Raw genomic sequence first — 18,109 nt, 5'->3', positions numbered from 1 at the left:
CCATGAAAAAGGGCCATTCGACTCGCGTCGAATGGCCCTTTTTGCTTGCCGCCGAGGTTACTCGGCGATCTGCAACTTGCGCGACTCGGTGTAGACGTAGCGCACCTTCTCGTACTCGAACGGCGAGTTCAGCTGACCGTAGCGGAAGCCGGTCTGGTAGCGCTTGTCGACGGCCCGCAGCGCCCAGATTTCCGGGTGATTGGAGCTGACTTCCGAGACGTTGAGGTAGTTGATCGCCGATTCGGCGGTGTAGTCCACGGCCAGGCCGGCGGTGTCACGCAGGTTCGACGGACCGAGGATCGGCAGCACGAAGTAGGCGCCGCCCGGCACGCCGTAGAAGCCCAGGGTCTGGCCGAAGTCTTCGCTTTGGCGCGGCAGGCCCATGGCGGTGGCCGGGTCCCACAAGCCGGCGATGCCGATGGTGGTGTTGAGCAGCAGGCGCGCGGTGGTTTCCATCGAGCGCTTGCCCTTGAACTGCAGCAGGCTGTTGACCAGGTTCGGCACGTCGCCGAGGTTGTTGAAGAAGTTGCTCACCCCGGTGCGAAGGAAGCTTGGCGTGACGTAGCGATAACCGTCGACCACCGGCAGGAACACCCATTGGTCGAAGCGGTAGTTGAAGTGATAAACGCGGCGGTTCCACTCTTCCAGCGGGTCGTAGACGTTCAGCGCGTTGAGCGTCGAACGCTCGAACTCACGCTGGTCCAGCCCCGGGTTGAACTTGAGCTTGGACAACGGCTCCTTGAAGCCGTCGCTGTCGACCACCACCGGTGCGTTGGCTTTGCTGTTGTCGGCCTGGGCCACGCCTGCACTGAGTAACGCTGCAATCAGCAGGAGATATTTAGCCACGGAAAAACTCCAGCATGGCGTCGCTGTTGACGCGGTAGTTAAGGTTGCCGCAATGGCCACCCAGTGGATAAACGGTCAGGCGATCGCCGAACGTCTTGCGCAGGAAACCGAGGTCGCCCGGGCCGAGAATGACGTCGTCGGCGTTGTGCATCACGGCGATTTTCGGGCTGTCGTGCAGGTAGTCCTTGAGCGCGTACAGGCTGACCTGGTCGATCAGTTGCAACAGGCTGCCGCCGTCGGTGCGGGCGCGCCACATCGGGATCACTTGCTCGGTCAGGTAGCAGTCGAAGTCGCATTGCAGCGCACGCTTGAGGAACGGCGTGAGGCTGGTGCCTTCGGTGATCGGGAATTTCGGCGGCGTGATCAGGCCGCGGCGGTTGATCAGGTCGGAGGTGAAGGCAATGTCGGCCGCCGAGAAGCGGAACGAGGTGCCGATCAGCATCGCCATCTGCTCGTTGGTCAGGTGCTGCTTGGACTGTTGCAGGTCGTAGAGCAGCGCGTCGTTGAGGTCGATGTAGCCTTTCTGCTGGAAGTAGCGCGTCAGCTTGGCCAGTACCAGCTCATAGAACGTGGTGCTGTTGTTGATGCCCTTCACTTCGGTCTGCACCAGTTTGTCGAGGTTGGTGATCGACGTGTAGAGGTTGACCGGCGGGTTGAGCAGCAGGACTTTCTTGAAGTTGAAGCTGCGGCGGGTTTCGTCCAGGTGGGCGACGAAGGCTGCGTCGAGGGCGCCGAGGCTGTAGCCGCTGAGGTAATAGTCGGTGACCGGCACTTTCGGGTTCTGCGCGCGCACGGCCTGCATCACCCGGTACATGTCCTCGGCGTCTTCCTTGGTCACGCCCGGCGTGGCGAAGCGCGAAGCGGCGCTCATGAAGTCGAAGCTGGTCGGCGACGACAGTTGCACGACGTGATAGCCGGCCTTGTAGTAGAGCTTTTTCAGGTATTCGTTGAGCGTGCTGTCATAGCGCGCGCCCGTGCCGGCGATCAGGAAGATCAGCGGCGCGGCCTTGTCCTGGGTGGCGATGCGGTAGGTCAGCTTCTTTACCGCCCAGAAGTTGTCCGGCAGGACGAACTCGCGCTCCGGGCGCAGGGTGATGCTGCGGTCGGACTGGTTGATGTCATCGTCCAGTGGCAGCTCCGGGCGCAGGTCCGGCGGCGTGGTCGCGATGGTCGCTTCGAACGGGTTGGTCAGGGGATAGCCATAACTGGCGGCGTCGATATCCACCGCCAGTGCGGACGCACTCAGAATAAGGCCGCCAAACAGGGCGGCGAAGCGCAAGGAACGGAGCATGACTGGATCCCTTAAAGGAAGGTGCCGAATGAAGTTCGCAGGCTATGACCACAGCGGTTGCGTCAAAGTGCCATGCAGCGGCACCAAACAGACGGAATTCGGGGTAATAGTAGCTGGACGATACACTTTGCAAGGTGCCGATGAACAGTTAACTGTTGTTAGTGCTTGCGTAAGCATGACGGCAGATTAAGCTGGCCGCCGATTTCCTCGATTGGAGTGTTCCATGTCCCGCCGTTTGCCCGTGATTCTGCTGCTCGTTCTGCTGCCGCTATGGCTGGCCGCCAGTTATGGCGCGCGTTATGGCTTCATGGAGGACGGGCAGTGGGTTGGCATCTGTGTCGATGAGGCCAGTCGCTGGGAATGCCAGGTGCGTTCGAACCTGGGGCTGCTGATTCATTTCCAGGTACTGGGCTGGACTGCGCTGGCGGCGGCGGTGTGCGGTTTTGTCGTGCCGGGGCGGGCCGGGTGGTGGCTGGCGGTGCTGGCGCTGGCCTGCGGTCTGCCGGCGCTGGCCTTGTACAACACCACGCTGGCGGTGTTTGCGCTGGTGATCGCCGGGTTGCGCCTGGTCCGGGCATCGCGCAGCGCTTGACCAACAGCCTTCGCGAGCAGGCTCGCGGCCACCGGTGAAATGCAATCCCTGTGGCAGCCAGCCTGCTCGCGCAGAGGCCTGATGTCTGGTTGCAGATCAGGCTTTGCGAACACGCAGGCAGCGCCACAGCGCGGCCACCATCAACCCACTCACCAGCGCCCAGCCCCACGCCTGCTGATTCAGCAGGCCTTCGCGATACAGCTGCGGCGCAATCCCCGCACCGACAATAAAGGTCAGCAAAGCAATCTCGCGACGCGGCACGCTCACCGGCCGGCACAGATAAACCAGCGCTGGCAGCACAAATGCCATGCTGGCAAAGCTGCGGTAACGCGGATCGAACACCATCTCCAGCATCATCACTGCGGCGGCAAACCCGGCTGCGGCGACCAGCCAGCCGGCGCTGCGCTCGAGTAGATTGAACGTCCGCTCACGCCAGCCAGTCCGTGCGCTCAGCGTCAGCGCAGCGTGCGCCAGCACCAACAGATTCAGCGCCGTCAGCAAGCCGACCCACAACCACTCACTGGCAAACCGCGTGGTCACCCGCGCCAGATCGCCCCAGGCGCCGATCGAGCAGGCGGCGAGGGCGCCCAGCAGCGGCAGCACCAGCGCCGAACGCGTCGTGCGAACACCACCGCCAAGGATCAGGGTGCCAAGGAAAATCAACCCACCGACCGCCAGCCATTCTTTCCAGAACGGCACATTGGTCACCGGCCCGGCGAGTACGCCCTTGTCCAGACGATCCGCGTCGAACAGCCCCCAATAGCCGCCGACCGCACCTTCACTGGCGCGCTTCCACGGCTGGTCGAAGGCTTCGATCAGGTTGTAGTGCCAGCCTTTTTGTTCGGCGAGCGTGACAAAGCCCCGAATGAACTTGGCTTCGTTGACCCGGCTCGGCAGGGCGGTTTCACGCTGGCGGCCTTCGCTGGGCCAGCCGGTTTCGCCGATCAGCACGTCCTTGGGCGCGAATTTCTTGCCGAACACCTCGCGCACCTGCGCCACGTGCTGCAGCGCCGCGTCGATGTTCGACGGATCGTCTTCCCAGTACGGCAGCAAATGGATGGTCAGGAAATCCACCGCCGGCGCGACTTCCGGGTGCTTGAGCCAGAACTCCCAGACATCCGCGTAGGTCACCGGTTGCTTGACCTGGCTCTTGACCTTGCCGATCAGCCGGGCCAGTTGCGCGCCGGTGACTTCCTTGCGCAGCAGGGCCTCGTTGCCGACGATCACTGCGCTGACCACATCGGGGTTGGCATTGGCCGAGGCGATCAACAGGTCGACTTCTTTGGCGGTATCCACCGGGTTGCTGTTGACCCAGGCACCGATCATCAGCTTCAGGCCATGCTTGCGCGCCAGTTCCGGCAAGGCCTCGAGGCCGGTCATGGAATAGGTGCGGATGCATTCGAAGCGGGTGGCCAGCAACGCGAGGTCGGCATCCATGCGTTCGGGGCGCAGCTTGAAGGGCACGTCGAACGGTGACTGATCCTTGTCGAACGGGGTGTAGGAGGCGCACTGCAATTTGTGCGTCGGCGTCGCAACGTCGGGCAACAGCACCGGTTTGCCGAGGCCGTACCAGAAGCCGCCAAGCGCAAACAGGCCCAGCAGACAGGCGAACAGATAAGGAAGAAACGGGAAGCGGGAAGTCGCGGACATGGTCAGGCCGAGTGGCTGCAAAGCGACGCATGTTACCTGCATTTATCCGGAGGTTGGTGGCCCGCATGCTTTTGCCATGCAAAGTTCGGGCGGATTATTTGGCGTCATTTATATAGACGCGCTTAATGGCTTTCTGATGTCGTTTCTCGTTGCCTCGAGGTCGCTGGCAGAGCAGGTCGCCAAGGGCGTCAGGTTGATGATCGAAGGCGTCAGTACCCTTATTGATTATTCGGCTGATGTTCGAACGAGTTTGCGGTCAGGCGTGATGGGGGCGCTGTGCACCATAACAATACGTTGACGTCGTCCGGCATCCGTCGGGCGCAGCATTTCGGGGAAGTAACGATGAAGATGCGACGACTTTTAGGCGCAGGTGCCGCTCTGGTGCTTGCGATGAGCTCCACTTTCGCCAGCGCAGAAAAACAGACCCTGAACATCGGTTACGTTGACGGCTGGTCCGACAGCGTCGCGACCACCCACGTGGCGGCCGAAGTGATCAAGCAGAAGCTCGGCTACGACGTGAAGCTGCAGGCGGTCGCGACCGGGATCATGTGGCAGGGCGTTGCCACCGGCAAGCTCGACGCGATGCTCTCGGCCTGGCTGCCGGTCACCCACGGCGAATACTGGACGAAGAACAAGGATCTGGTCGTCGACTATGGCCCGAACTTCAAGGACGCGAAAATCGGCCTGATCGTGCCGGAATACGTCAAAGCCAAATCCATCGAAGACCTCAAGACCGACGACACCTTCAAGAACCGCATCGTCGGCATCGACGCCGGTTCGGGCGTGATGCTCAAGACCGACCAGGCAATCAAGGACTACGGCCTGGACAAATACACCCTCAAGGCCAGTTCCGGCGCCGGCATGATTGCCGAGCTGACCCGTGCCGAGAAAAAGAACGAATCGATCGCGGTGACCGGTTGGGTGCCGCACTGGATGTTCGCCAAGTGGAAACTGCGCTTCCTCGACGACCCGAAAGGCGTGTATGGCGCGGCTGAAACCGTCAACAGCATCGGCAGCAAGGAGCTCGAGGCCAAGGCGCCGGAAGTGGCCAAGTTCCTGAAGAACTTCCAGTGGGCGTCGAAAGACGAGATCGGCGAAGTCATGCTGGCGATTCAGGACGGTGCCAAGCCTGACGCCGCGGCCAAGGATTGGGTCGCCAAGCACCCGGATCGCGTCGCCGACTGGACCAAATAACCCCGACAGCGCTGTAACCCGTGTGGGAGCGAGCCTGCTCGCGAATGCAATCGTTCAGTTGATGCTTATCTCGACTGATCCGACGCTTTCGCCAGCAGGCTCGCTCCCGCATTTATTTATGCATGCTTGAAATTGGCCAAACAGTCATGGCGTTCTACTACTAAGGTCGTCTGTTACCGCGCTCGCAGCCGCATACATTAGCTATGTTCCAACAATAATCTGTGCTGCGAGGATAAAAACAATGAACGACAGCATTTACCTCTCGATTCAAAACAGCCCGCGCTTCAAGGAGCTGGTGCGAAAACGGGAAAAGTTCGCCTGGATTCTCTCGGCGATCATGCTCGGGCTCTACTCGGGCTTCATCCTTCTGATTGCTTACGGCCCGCAGGTCCTGGGGGCAAAGATCAGTGCCGAATCATCCATTACCTGGGGTATTCCGATCGGAGTGGGGCTGATTGTCTCGGCCTTCATCCTTACCGGTATCTACGTGCGCCGCGCCAATGGCGAGTTCGACGACCTGAACAATGCGATTCTCAAGGAGGCTCAGCAATGATCCGGCGTCTACTGGCTCTCCTGAGCATCGCAGCGTTCGCACCTGCCGTCTGGGCTGCTGACGCCCTCACCGGCGAAGTGCACAAACAACCGCTCAACGTTTCCGCGATCGTCATGTTCGTGGTGTTCGTCGGCGCCACCCTGTGCATCACCTACTGGGCCTCCAAACGCAACAAGTCGGCCGCCGACTACTATGCGGCGGGCGGCAAGATCACCGGTTTCCAGAACGGTCTGGCGATTGCCGGCGACTACATGTCGGCAGCGTCCTTCCTGGGTATTTCCGCGCTGGTGTTCACTTCCGGCTACGACGGCCTGATCTACTCGATCGGCTTCCTGGTGGGCTGGCCGATCATTCTGTTCCTGATCGCCGAGCGCCTGCGTAACCTGGGCAAGTACACCTTTGCCGACGTGGCGTCCTACCGCCTCGGGCAAACCCAGATCCGCACCCTGTCGGCCTGTGGTTCGCTGGTGGTGGTGGCGTTCTACCTGATCGCGCAAATGGTCGGTGCCGGCAAGCTGATCCAGCTGCTGTTCGGCCTCGACTACCACGTCGCGGTGATTCTGGTCGGTATCCTGATGTGCCTCTACGTGTTGTTCGGCGGCATGCTGGCAACGACCTGGGTGCAGATCATCAAGGCTGTGCTGCTGTTGTCCGGTGCGTCGTTCATGGCGCTGATGGTGATGAAGCACGTCAACTTCGACTTCAACATGCTGTTCTCCGAGGCGATCAAGGTTCACCCCAAAGGTGAGGCGATCATGAGCCCGGGCGGCCTGGTGAAAGATCCGATCTCGGCGTTCTCCCTTGGTCTGGCGCTGATGTTCGGCACCGCCGGCCTGCCGCACATCCTGATGCGCTTCTTCACGGTGAGCGACGCGAAAGAAGCCCGTAAGAGCGTGCTGTATGCGACCGGTTTCATCGGCTACTTCTATATCCTGACCTTCATCATCGGCTTCGGCGCGATCCTGCTGGTCAGCACCAACCCGGCCTTCAAAGACGCCGCAGGCGCTCTGCTCGGCGGCAACAACATGGCGGCGGTGCACCTGGCCAACGCGGTGGGTGGCAGCATCTTCCTCGGCTTCATCTCGGCCGTGGCGTTCGCGACCATTCTCGCCGTGGTGGCGGGCCTGACCCTGGCTGGCGCTTCGGCGGTGTCCCACGACCTGTACGCCAGCGTGATCAAGAAGGGCAAGGCCAACGACAAGGATGAGATTCGGGTTTCGAAGATCACCACCATCGCCCTGGGCGTCCTGGCAATCGGCCTGGGCATCCTCTTCGAAAGCCAGAACATTGCGTTCATGGTGGGCCTGGCGTTCTCCATTGCGGCTAGCTGCAACTTCCCGGTACTGCTGCTTTCAATGTACTGGAAGAAACTGACCACCCGCGGCGCGATGATCGGCGGCTGGCTGGGTCTGGTGAGCGCGGTGGGCCTGATGATCCTCGGCCCGACCATCTGGGTGCAGATTCTGCATCACGAGAAGGCGATCTTCCCGTACGAGTATCCAGCGCTGTTCTCGATGATCATTGCCTTCATCGGCATCTGGTTCTTCTCGGTCACTGACAAGTCGGCGGCAGCGGACAACGAGCGGGCGCTGTTCTTCCCGCAGTTCGTGCGTTCGCAGACGGGTCTGGGGGCGAGCGGGGCGGTTTCGCATTGATGGTTTGATGATTTGACGTTGTAGCGAATGCCCCGGTTGAGAGATCGGGGCATTTTTTTGTGGGCGGTTATCGGACTGTCTTGGGGGAGATTTTGGTTTGTGTGTATATCCATTGCTGCGGTAACGGCCACTCAGGGTTCCGCCCTTACGGCGGGTCACTTTTGGCAAACGCCCCAAAAGTAACCAAAAGGTCTATGCCCTGACGTTCGGCCCTCGCTTAGGCTCGGGTTCCTTCGCTCCGGGATTCATCCGGGGGGCAGCGCCTCCGGTTTGCTTCGCTGCACCTCCTCTCGCTGTGTTTGGCTTCGCCAAACGGTCGCTACGCTCCCACCCCCAGATAAATCCCTCCACTCAGCCTTCCGGCGGGCCTTGAGATCAAAAGCTTTACTCGAGCTAACGCTCATCGTGTTGAGTGGGGCGGCTTTGTCGCGGGGGTAGCATGCAATTTGAACTGTATCTGCTGGCGATGGCGGCCTACGAGCCGACCAATGTCAAACTGAACACCCCCAAGCCCACTGTGGGAGCGGGCTTGCCCGCGAAGGCGGCCTGACAGCCGACCAGTCTTTAACTGAAAAAAACCAATCCCCTGTAGGAACTGCCGAAGGCTGTGATCTTTTGATCTCGCTCTGGCTCTTGATGTTGCTTTTGATCTTCATCCCCTTCGGCAGGCCGAGTGGAGGTGTCCATCAGGGGGTAGGCGCGCAGCGCCGTGCGGCGAAGCCGCATACATCGAGAGGAGGTGCAGCGAAGCAAACCGGAGGCGATGCCCCCTGGTGGGCACCGTAGCGAGGGACACTGAGCCTCAGCGAAGTGCCGTACGCCGGGGGAAGCCTTTTTGGTTACTTTTTCGCTGGGCCGGCATTCCGGCGTTTGTCAAAAGTGACTCGCTGTAAGAGCGAAACCGTCAGCGGCCGCACCCGAAGCAACGGATATACACTCAATCCGAAAGATCGTAAAAACCGCAACAACCGCAACAACCGCAACAACCGCAACAACCCAAAACGAAAAACGGCCCCCATTCTCATGGAGGCCGTTCCCGGTGCAGCGTTAAGACGCTATCGCAAGACAGCTCTTATTTGCGGTCTTCCAGCTTGGTGATGTCACGCGACTCGTAGCCGGTGTACAGCTGGCGCGGACGGCCGATCTTGTACGGGCTGGAGAGCATTTCCTTCCAGTGCGAGATCCAGCCGACAGTACGTGCCAGGGCGAAGATCACGGTGAACATGCTGGTCGGAATGCCGATCGCCTTGAGGATGATCCCCGAGTAGAAGTCGACGTTCGGGTACAGCGAGCGTTCGATGAAGTACGGATCGGTCAGGGCGATCTCTTCCAGGCGCATGGCCAGTTCGAGTTGCGGATCGTTGTTGATGCCCAGTTCCTTCAGTACTTCGTCGCAGGTCTGCTTCATTACAGTCGCGCGCGGGTCGCGGTTCTTGTAGACGCGGTGACCGAAGCCCATCAGCTTGAACGGATCGTTCTTGTCCTTGGCCTTGGCGATGAACTTGTCGATGTTCGACACATCGCCAATCTCGTCGAGCATGGTCAGCACGGCTTCGTTCGCACCGCCGTGGGCAGGGCCCCACAATGCGGCGATACCGGCGGCGATACAGGCAAACGGGTTGGCACCCGAGGAGCCCGCCAGGCGCACGGTGGAAGTCGATGCGTTCTGCTCGTGGTCGGCGTGGAGGATGAAGATGCGGTCCATGGCCTTGGCGAGCACCGGGCTGATCGGTTTGATCTCGCACGGGGTGTTGAACATCATGTGCAGGAAGTTTTCCGCGTACGTCAGGTCGTTGCGCGGGTACATCATGGGTTGGCCCATGGAGTACTTGTAAACCATCGCTGCCAGGGTTGGCATCTTGGCCACCAGGCGGATCGCGGAGATTTCGCGATGCTGCGGGTTATTGATGTCCAGGGAGTCGTGGTAGAAGGCCGAGAGGGCGCCGACTACGCCGCACATGACGGCCATCGGGTGGGCGTCGCGACGGAAGCCGTTGAAGAAGGTTTTCAGCTGCTCGTGAACCATGGTGTGGTTTTTCACGGTGCTGACGAACTGGGCCTTCTGTTCTGCGGTCGGCAGTTCGCCGTTGAGCAGCAGGTAGCAGGTTTCCAGGTAGTCCGACTTTTCAGCCAGCTGTTCGATCGGGTAGCCGCGGTGCAACAGAATGCCGTTGTCGCCGTCGATATAGGTGATCTTCGACTCGCACGAGGCGGTCGACATGAAACCAGGGTCGAAAGTGAAGCGGCCCGTGGCCGTCAGGCCCCGAACATCAATGACATCGGGACCAACGGTGCCGGTTAAAATGGGCAGCTCGACGGGGGCTGCGCCCTCGATGATCAACTGCGCTTTTTTGTCAGCCATGTGGCCTCCTATTTATGCTTGAACCATCAGACAGACCCCCCACGCAGGGCCCGCACCACTATAGTGAGATAAATTCGAATGTCAATTTGCCTAAAGTCTTGCTCCAGAAGGCTTTAAGCGCACTTTTTCCTCGAAATTGCCTGCCATTTACGCCTTTTATTCAACTTGTGCAATCAGCTATTGGGGGTAGGTGATTGCGTTGTCATTAGTAGCCTAACTGTCTATACTCGGCCACCGACCGCCAAGGGCTTTTGGGCCTGCTTTATTGGGGGTCGCATCCCTGGGTGGTGGTTACCTGACCAGTGCACTCCCCAACAACTTTGCCCTGATTGTTAGGGGCTCTTCAGTGTGAAAAAAAAGCCGTGAAAAGCCAACGACCTGTAAACCTAGACCTAAGGACCATCAAACTCCCCATCACCGGCGTTACGTCGTTTCTTCACCGTGTTTCCGGCATCATCCTCTTCCTGGGCTTGGGCTTCATGCTTTATGCATTGGGCAAGTCTCTGGGTTCCGAGGAAGGTTTCGCCGAGGTGAAGGCATGCTTGACCAGCCCGCTGGCCAAGTTCGTAGCATGGGGCCTCCTGTCCGCTCTGCTGTATCACCTGGTAGCCGGTGTGCGCCACTTGATCATGGATATGGGCATCGGTGAGACGCTGGAAGGCGGCCGCCTGGGCTCGAAAATTATCATCGCCGTTTCCGTGGTGTTGATTGTTCTGGCAGGAGTTTGGATATGGTAACCAGCGTTACGAACTTTTCGCGTTCGGGCCTCTATGACTGGATGGCGCAACGTGTGTCTGCGGTTGTTCTCGCGGCTTATTTCATTTTCCTGATCGGATACCTCGCAGCGAACCCGGGCATTGGCTACGACCAGTGGCACGGCCTGTTCGCCCACAACGGGATGCGTATCTTCAGTCTGCTGGCCCTCGTTGCCCTCGGCGCTCACGCCTGGGTCGGCATGTGGACCATCGCGACCGACTACCTGACGCCGATGGCGCTGGGCAAGTCCGCGACCGCAGTACGTTTCCTTTTCCAGGCAGTTTGCGGCATCGCGATGTTCGCTTACTTCGTCTGGGGTGTGCAGATTCTCTGGGGTATCTGATTCATGGCTAACATTCCAACGATTTCTTTCGACGCCATCATTATTGGTGGTGGCGGTGCCGGCATGCGCGCAGCGCTGCAACTGGCACAGGGCGGTCACAAGACGGCCGTGATCACCAAGGTTTTCCCGACCCGTTCGCACACTGTGTCGGCCCAGGGCGGCATCACCTGCGCGATCGCGTCTGCCGATCCGAACGATGACTGGCGCTGGCACATGTACGACACCGTCAAGGGCTCCGACTACATCGGTGACCAGGACGCTATCGAATACATGTGTCAGGAAGGCCCGGCCGCGGTGTTCGAGCTGGACCACATGGGTCTGCCGTTCTCGCGTACCGAGCAAGGTCGTATCTACCAGCGTCCGTTCGGTGGTCAGTCCAAGGACTACGGTAAAGGCGGCCAGGCTGCCCGTACCTGCGCAGCGTCCGACCGTACCGGTCACGCCCTGCTGCACACCCTTTATCAGGGCAACCTGAAAGCCGGTACCACGTTCCTCAACGAGTACTACGCAGTCGACCTGGTGAAAAACCAGGAAGGCGAATTCGTCGGTGTGATCGCGATCTGCATCGAAACCGGCGAAACCACCTACATCCGCGCCAAAGCCACCGTACTGGCGACCGGCGGTGCAGGTCGTATCTACGCATCCACCACCAACGCCCTGATCAACACCGGTGACGGCGTCGGCATGGCTCTGCGTGCTGGCGTGCCGGTACAAGACATCGAAATGTGGCAGTTCCACCCGACCGGCATCGCCGGCGCCGGTGTACTGGTGACCGAAGGTTGCCGTGGTGAAGGTGGTTACCTGATCAACAAGCACGGCGAGCGTTTCATGGAGCGTTATGCTCCGAACGCCAAGGACCTGGCCGGTCGTGACGTGGTTGCGCGTTCGATGGTCAAGGAAATCATCGCCGGCAACGGTTGCGGTCCGAACGGCGACCACGTGATGCTCAAGCTCGATCACCTCGGCGAGGAAGTGCTGCACAGCCGCCTGCCAGGCATCTGCGAGCTGTCGAAGACGTTCGCGCACGTTGACCCGGTGGTTGCTCCGGTTCCGGTTGTTCCAACCTGCCACTATATGATGGGCGGCGTTGCCACCAACATTCATGGCCAGGCGATCACCCAGAACGCCGAAGGTCAGGACGAAATCATTCCTGGTCTGTTCGCCGTGGGCGAAGTGGCTTGCGTATCGGTTCACGGTGCCAACCGTCTGGGCGGCAACTCGCTGCTCGACCTGGTGGTCTTCGGCCGTGCTGCCGGCCTGCACCTGGAGAAGGCGCTGACCGACGGCATCGAATACGACGACGCTACCGAAGCCGACATCGAAGCTGCCCTGGCGCGCCTGAACGCACTGAACAGCCGTACTGATGGCGAAGACGTGGCAACCCTGCGTCGCGAGCTGCAGAGCTGCATGCAGAACTACTTCGGTGTGTTCCGTACCGGCGAATACATGCAGAAGGGTATCGCCCAGCTGGCTGACCTGCGCAAGCGCATCGCCAACGTGAAGATCAACGATAAGTCGCAGGCGTTCAACACTGCACGTATCGAAGCGCTGGAACTGCAGAACCTGCTGGAAGTGGCTGAAGCTACCGCCATCGCGGCCGAAGTACGCAAAGAGTCCCGCGGTGCTCACGCCCGTGAAGACTACGAAGACCGTGACGACGAAAACTGGCTGTGCCACACCCTGTATTTCCCGGGTGAGAAACGCGTCGCCAAGCGTGCCGTTAACTTCTCGCCGAAGACTGTTCCGACTTTCGAACCAAAAGTCCGGACTTATTAAGGGTGATCGCCATGTTGCAAGTCAGTGTTTATCGTTACAACCCTGATCAGGACGCTGCGCCGTTCATGCAGGAATTCCAGGTCGATACCGGTGGTAAGGACCTGATGGTGCTGGACGTGCTGGCTCTGATCAAAGAGCAGGACGAGGGTTTCTCCTATCGTCGCTCTTGCCGTGAAGGCGTCTGTGGCTCCGACGGCATGAACATCAACGGCAAGAACGGCCTGGCGTGCATCACGCCGCTGTCCGCTGTCGTCAAAGGCAACAAGTTGATCGTTCGTCCGCTGCCAGGTTTGCCGGTTATCCGTGACCTGGTTGTCGATATGAGCATCTTCTACAAGCAATACGAGAAGGTTAAGCCATTCCTGCAGAACGACACGCCGGCTCCGGCCATCGAGCGTCTGCAGTCCCCTGAAGAGCGTGAAAAGCTCGACGGTCTGTACGAGTGCATCCTGTGCGCCTGCTGCTCGACCTCTTGCCCGTCCTTCTGGTGGAACCCGGACAAGTTCCTGGGCCCGGCCGCACTGCTGCAAGCGTACCGCTTCCTGGCAGACAGCCGCGACACCAAGACTTCCGAGCGTCTGGCTTCGCTCGATGACCCGTTCAGCGTCTTCCGCTGCCGGGGCATCATGAACTGCGTCAACGTATGTCCGAAAGGCCTGAACCCGACTAAGGCCATCGGTCACATCCGTAACATGCTGCTCTCGAGCGGCGTGTGATTCAGCTGCTGTACCCGTAGAACCGCTGTACCCGCAGAGGTCAAGGCGCGGGCTTCAACCCGCGCCATGGCTATAACCAGAGCAGCAGCCATAAGCTGCGGCTCTTATTTTGAAGAAATGAGACAAGCAGGGGCATCCGGGCTGGTACCCGGACTATCAGCGTGATCCTAAGTGGCTTGTTTTGGTCGCTGCATTCGGACTTCTGCAAGTTTGCTCGGTGTCGACGCCGATGGTGTTCCCCTAACCGAGGGTGACCAAGCATGCAAGAAAGCGTGATGCAGCGCATGTGGAACAGCGCCTACCTTTCAGGTGGAAACGCTGCCTATGTGGAAGAGCTCTACGAGCTCTACCTGCACGACCCTAACGCTGTGCCAGAAGAGTGGCGCACCTACTTTCAGAAGTTGCCAGCCGACGGCAACTCTGCCACTGATGTTTCGCACTCCACAATTCGCGATCATTTCGTGCTGCTGGCAAAGAACCAGCGCCGCGCCCAGCCGGTTTCCGCCGGCAGCGTGAGCAGTGAGCACGAGAAGAAGCAAGTTGAAGTGCTGCGATTGATCCAGGCCTACCGTATGCGTGGCCACCAGGCAGCCCAGCTTGACCCGCTGGGGCTGTGGCAGCGTCCTGCACCTGCAGACCTGTCGATCAATCATTACGGCTTGACCAATGCCGATCTTGATACGACCTTCCGTGCCGGCGACCTGTTCATCGGCAAAGAGGAAGCGAGCCTACGCGAAATTCACGAAGCGTTGCAGCAGACATATTGCCGCACCATCGGCGCTGAATTCACGCACATCACCGATTCCGAGCAGCGCCAGTGGTTCCAGCAGCGTCTGGAAAGCGTGCGTGGTCGTCCGACGTACTCCGCCGACATCAAGAGCCACCTGCTCGAGCGCGTCACTGCCGGTGAAGGCCTGGAAAAATACCTGGGCACCAAATACCCGGGCACCAAGCGTTTCGGTCTGGAAGGCGGCGAGAGCCTGATTCCGATGCTCGACGAACTGATCCAGCGTTCCGGTTCCTACGGCACCAAGGAAGTCGTCATCGGCATGGCCCACCGTGGCCGTCTGAACGTGCTGGTCAACACCTTCGGCAAGAACCCGCGCGAGCTGTTCGACGAGTTCGAAGGCAAGAAGAAGGTCGAGCTCGGTTCCGGTGACGTGAAGTATCACCAGGGCTTCTCGTCCAACGTGATGACCACCGGCGGTGAAGTTCACCTGGCCATGGCGTTCAACCCGTCCCACCTGGAAATCGTTTCCCCGGTGGTCGAAGGTTCGGTGCGTGCCCGCCAGGATCGTCGCAACGACCCTACCGGCGAGAAGGTTCTGCCGATCTCCATCCACGGTGACGCGGCATTCGCCGGTCAGGGCGTGGTCATGGAAACCTTCCAGATGTCGCAGACCCGCGGTTTCAAGACCGGCGGTACCGTGCACATCGTGATCAACAACCAGGTCGGTTTCACCATCAGCAACCCGCTGGACTCGCGTTCCACCGAGTACGCCACCGACGTCGCGAAAATGATCCAGGCGCCGATCCTCCATGTAAATGGTGATGATCCGGAAGCCGTGTTGTTCGTGACCCAGCTGGCCATCGACTACCGCATGCAGTTCAAGCGTGACGTGGTGATCGACCTGGTCTGCTACCGTCGTCGCGGCCACAACGAAGCGGACGAGCCAAGCGGCACCCAGCCGTTGATGTATCAGCAGATCACCAAGCAGCGCACCACCCGTGAGCTGTACGCCGACAGCCTGACCCAGGCCGGTGTCCTGGATGCCGAGCGCGTTCAGGCCAAGGTCGACGAATACCGCAACGCGCTGGACAACGGTCTGCACGTAGTGAAATCGCTGGTCAAAGAGCCGAACAAAGAGCTGTTCGTCGACTGGCGTCCGTACCTGGGCCACGCCTGGACCGCGCGTCACGACACCCGTTTCGATCTGAAGACCCTGCAGGAACTGTCCGCCAAGCTGCTGGAAATTCCGGAAGGCTTCGTGGTGCAGCGTCAGGTCGCGAAGATCTACGAAGATCGCCAGAAGATGCAAGCCGGCGGCCTGCCGATCAACTGGGGTTACGCCGAAACCATGGCGTACGCGACCCTGGCGTTCGAAGGTCACCCGATCCGCATGACCGGTCAGGACATTGGCCGCGGTACGTTCTCGCACCGTCACGCCGTCCTGCACAACCAGAAAGATGCCAGCACCTATGTACCGCTGCAGCATCTGTATGACGGTCAGCCGCGTTTCGACCTGTACGACTCGTTCCTTTCGGAAGAAGCCGTACTGGCGTTCGAATACGGTTACTCGACCACCACGCCGAACGCGCTGGTGATCTGGGAAGCCCAGTTCGGCGACTTCGCCAACGGTGCGCAAGTGGTGATCGACCAGTTCATCACCAGTGGCGAGCACAAGTGGGGCCGCCTGTGCGGTCTGACCATGCTGCTGCCGCACGGTTATGAAGGTCAGGGCCCCGAGCACTCCTCGGCACGTCTTGAGCGTTACCTGCAGCTGTGCGCCGAGCACAACATTCAGGTGTGCATGCCGACCACGCCGGCGCAGATCTACCACTTGCTGCGTCGTCAGGTGATTCGTCCGCTGCGCAAGCCGCTGGTCGTGCTGACGCCGAAGTCGCTGCTGCGCCACAAGCTGGCCGTCTCGACCCTGGAAGATCTGGCCGAAGGTTCGTTCCAGACCGTTATCCCGGAAATCGATGCCCTGGACCCGAAAAAGGTCGAGCGCATCGTTCTGTGCAGCGGCAAGGTCTACTACGATCTGCTGGAAAAACGCCGTGCCGAAGGCCGTGACGATATCGCCATCGTGCGTATCGAGCAGCTGTACCCATTCCCTGAGGACGACCTGAAGGAAGTCCTGGCTCCGTACACCAACGCCAAGCATGCCGTCTGGTGCCAGGAAGAGCCGATGAACCAGGGCGCGTGGTACTGCAGCCAACACCATCTGCGTCGCAGCATCAGCCACCTCAACAAGTCTCTCGTACTCGAGTACGCGGGCCGTGAGGCTTCTGCTGCCCCTGCATGCGGTTATGCATCGATGCACGCCGAGCAGCAGGAAAAACTGCTGCAAGACGCGTTTACCGTTTAACGCCTTCGCGCACCTGAAACCGAATTTAAGGAACCACAGACAATGGCTATCGAGATCAAAGCCCCCACTTTCCCGGAATCGGTTGCCGATGGCACCGTTGCCACCTGGCACAAACAACCGGGCGACGCCGTCAAGCGTGACGAACTGATCGTCGACATCGAAACCGACAAAGTCGTACTGGAAGTGCTGGCAACGGCCGACGGCGTGCTGGGCGCAATCGTCAAGGGCGAAGGCGAAACCGTGCTGTCCGACGAAGTCCTGGGCTCCATCGTTGAAGGCGGTGCTGCTGCCGCTGCTCCGGCTGCCGCTGCTGCTCCGGCCGCTGCACCTGCCGCAGCCCCGGCTGCCGGCGCTGACGAAGACGCTATCGCTGCTCCGGCCGCGCGCAAGCTGGCTGAAGAAAACGGCATCAACCTGGCGTCCGTCAAAGGCACCGGTAAAGACGGCCGTATTACCAAGGAAGACGTGGTAGCTGCAGTTGAAGCCAAGAAAGCCGCTCCGGCTGCCGCACCGGCCAAGGCTGCTGCTCCGGCCGCTGCCGCTCCTGTGTTCGCCGCTGGCGACCGCATCGAGAAGCGCGTACCGATGACCCGCGTTCGCGCGACCGTCGCCAAGCGTCTGGTAGAAGCTCAGTCGAACATGGCCATGCTGACCACTTTCAACGAAGTCGACATGACCGAAGTCATGGCCCTGCGTTCGAAGTACAAGGACCTGTTCGAGAAGTCCCACAACGGCGTACGCCTGGGCTTCATGTCGTTCTTCGTCAAGGCAGCCACCGAAGCGCTGAAACGCTTCCCGGCGGTCAACGCGTCGATCGACGGCAACGACATCGTTTACCACGGTTATGCCGACATCGGCGTGGCAGTTTCCAGCGACCGCGGTCTGGTCGTTCCGGTGCTGCGTAACGCCGAGCACATGAGCCTGGCTGAAATCGAAGGCGGCATCGCCACCTTCGGCAAGAAAGCCCGTGACGGCAAACTGTCGATGGACGAAATGACCGGTGGTACTTTCACCATCACCAACGGTGGTACCTTCGGTTCGATGATGTCGACCCCGATCGTCAACCCGCCGCAGGCAGCGATCCTGGGCATGCACAACATCATCCAGCGTCCGATGGCCATCAACGGTCAGGTCGTGATCCGTCCGATGATGTACCTGGCACTGTCCTACGATCACCGTCTGATCGATGGCAAAGAAGCTGTGACTTTCCTGGTGACCATCAAGAACCTGCTGGAAGATCCGGCTCGTCTGTTGCTGGATATCTAAAAAACAGCTGCAAGCTT

15 protein-coding genes are annotated in these 18,109 nt (G+C 60.1%); 11 read left to right on the top strand and 4 right to left on the bottom strand.

Annotated elements, in window-relative coordinates; translation table 11 throughout:
• Positions 1-57: 57 nt before the first annotated feature.
• Both QRN70_RS07455 and mlaY read right to left on the bottom strand, forming a co-directional pair.
• Positions 58-846 carry an MlaA family lipoprotein gene (locus QRN70_RS07455; RefSeq protein WP_285416693.1) on the bottom strand — a complete coding sequence of 263 codons (789 nt, stop codon included), beginning with the start codon at positions 844-846 and terminating at the stop codon, positions 58-60.
• A complete protein-coding gene (mlaY, locus tag QRN70_RS07450) occupies positions 839-2,137 on the bottom strand; it encodes a lipid asymmetry maintenance lipase MlaY (protein WP_285416692.1) in 1,299 nt (432 codons plus the stop codon). The genes QRN70_RS07455 and mlaY overlap by 8 nt, the downstream gene beginning before the upstream one ends.
• Positions 2,138-2,360: 223 nt before the next feature.
• Here mlaY and QRN70_RS07445 point away from each other — a divergent pair, with 223 nt between their 5' ends.
• Positions 2,361-2,729, top strand: coding sequence for a hypothetical protein (locus QRN70_RS07445; RefSeq protein WP_285416691.1), 369 nt, complete (start codon positions 2,361-2,363; stop codon positions 2,727-2,729).
• Positions 2,730-2,825: 96 nt separating this feature from the next.
• On the opposite strand, the gene QRN70_RS07440 is transcribed toward QRN70_RS07445, so the two are convergent.
• Positions 2,826-4,421, bottom strand: coding sequence for a glycoside hydrolase family 17 protein (locus QRN70_RS07440; RefSeq protein ID WP_285416690.1), 1,596 nt, complete (start codon positions 4,419-4,421; stop codon positions 2,826-2,828).
• On the opposite strand from QRN70_RS07440, the gene QRN70_RS07435 reads away from it, so the two are divergent.
• The 4 genes from QRN70_RS07435 to QRN70_RS07420 all read left to right on the top strand — a co-directional run bounded on the left by QRN70_RS07435 (position 4,378) and on the right by QRN70_RS07420 (position 7,781).
• Positions 4,378-4,677, top strand: a complete 300-nt coding sequence (locus QRN70_RS07435) for a hypothetical protein (protein WP_285418092.1) — start codon at positions 4,378-4,380, stop codon at positions 4,675-4,677. The two genes, QRN70_RS07440 and QRN70_RS07435, sit on opposite strands and share 44 nt — an antisense overlap.
• A 44-nt stretch (positions 4,678-4,721) precedes the next feature.
• The gene (locus QRN70_RS07430; protein ID WP_285416688.1) at positions 4,722-5,573 is read left to right on the top strand and encodes a glycine betaine ABC transporter substrate-binding protein; all 852 of its coding nucleotides are present in this window, start codon (positions 4,722-4,724) and stop codon (positions 5,571-5,573) included.
• Positions 5,574-5,814: 241 nt separating this feature from the next.
• The gene (locus QRN70_RS07425) at positions 5,815-6,126 is read left to right on the top strand and encodes a DUF485 domain-containing protein (protein ID WP_285416686.1); all 312 of its coding nucleotides are present in this window, start codon (positions 5,815-5,817) and stop codon (positions 6,124-6,126) included.
• On the top strand, positions 6,123-7,781 hold the full coding sequence (locus QRN70_RS07420) for a cation acetate symporter (protein WP_285416685.1): 1,659 nt from the start codon (positions 6,123-6,125) through the stop codon (positions 7,779-7,781). Before QRN70_RS07425 ends, QRN70_RS07420 begins: the two co-directional genes overlap by 4 nt.
• A 1,072-nt stretch (positions 7,782-8,853) precedes the next feature.
• Here QRN70_RS07420 and gltA read toward each other — a convergent pair.
• On the bottom strand, positions 8,854-10,143 hold the full coding sequence (gene gltA / locus QRN70_RS07415; RefSeq protein WP_003222994.1) for a citrate synthase: 1,290 nt from the start codon (positions 10,141-10,143) through the stop codon (positions 8,854-8,856).
• Positions 10,144-10,505: 362 nt separating this feature from the next.
• On the opposite strand from gltA, the gene sdhC reads away from it, so the two are divergent.
• The 6 genes from sdhC to odhB all read left to right on the top strand — a co-directional run bounded on the left by sdhC (position 10,506) and on the right by odhB (position 18,092).
• Positions 10,506-10,880 (top strand): succinate dehydrogenase, cytochrome b556 subunit, encoded by a 375-nt coding sequence (gene sdhC / locus QRN70_RS07410; RefSeq protein ID WP_015096190.1) that lies wholly within the window; start codon positions 10,506-10,508, stop codon positions 10,878-10,880.
• Positions 10,874-11,242, top strand: coding sequence for a succinate dehydrogenase, hydrophobic membrane anchor protein (gene sdhD / locus QRN70_RS07405; protein ID WP_285416682.1), 369 nt, complete (start codon positions 10,874-10,876; stop codon positions 11,240-11,242). Before sdhC ends, sdhD begins: the two co-directional genes overlap by 7 nt.
• Before the next feature lie 3 nt (positions 11,243-11,245).
• A complete protein-coding gene (gene sdhA, locus QRN70_RS07400; protein WP_285416681.1) occupies positions 11,246-13,018 on the top strand; it encodes a succinate dehydrogenase flavoprotein subunit in 1,773 nt (590 codons plus the stop codon).
• A gap of 11 nt (positions 13,019-13,029) precedes the next feature.
• The gene (locus QRN70_RS07395) at positions 13,030-13,734 is read left to right on the top strand and encodes a succinate dehydrogenase iron-sulfur subunit (RefSeq protein ID WP_007959035.1); all 705 of its coding nucleotides are present in this window, start codon (positions 13,030-13,032) and stop codon (positions 13,732-13,734) included.
• 260 nt (positions 13,735-13,994) lie between these two features.
• Entirely contained in the window at positions 13,995-16,826 is a 2,832-nt protein-coding gene (locus QRN70_RS07390) for a 2-oxoglutarate dehydrogenase E1 component (RefSeq protein ID WP_285416679.1), read from the top strand.
• A gap of 42 nt (positions 16,827-16,868) precedes the next feature.
• Positions 16,869-18,092, top strand: a complete 1,224-nt coding sequence (odhB, locus tag QRN70_RS07385; RefSeq protein ID WP_285416677.1) for a 2-oxoglutarate dehydrogenase complex dihydrolipoyllysine-residue succinyltransferase — start codon at positions 16,869-16,871, stop codon at positions 18,090-18,092.
• The last annotated feature ends 17 nt before the right edge of the window (positions 18,093-18,109 follow it).

The organism is Pseudomonas sp. efr-133-TYG-5, from assembly GCF_030209175.1.
Classification (GTDB): Bacteria; Pseudomonadota; Gammaproteobacteria; order Pseudomonadales; family Pseudomonadaceae; genus Aquipseudomonas.
The sequence above is the reverse complement of the archived record's forward strand: the minus strand, read 5'-3'. Positions and strand labels throughout refer to the sequence as shown.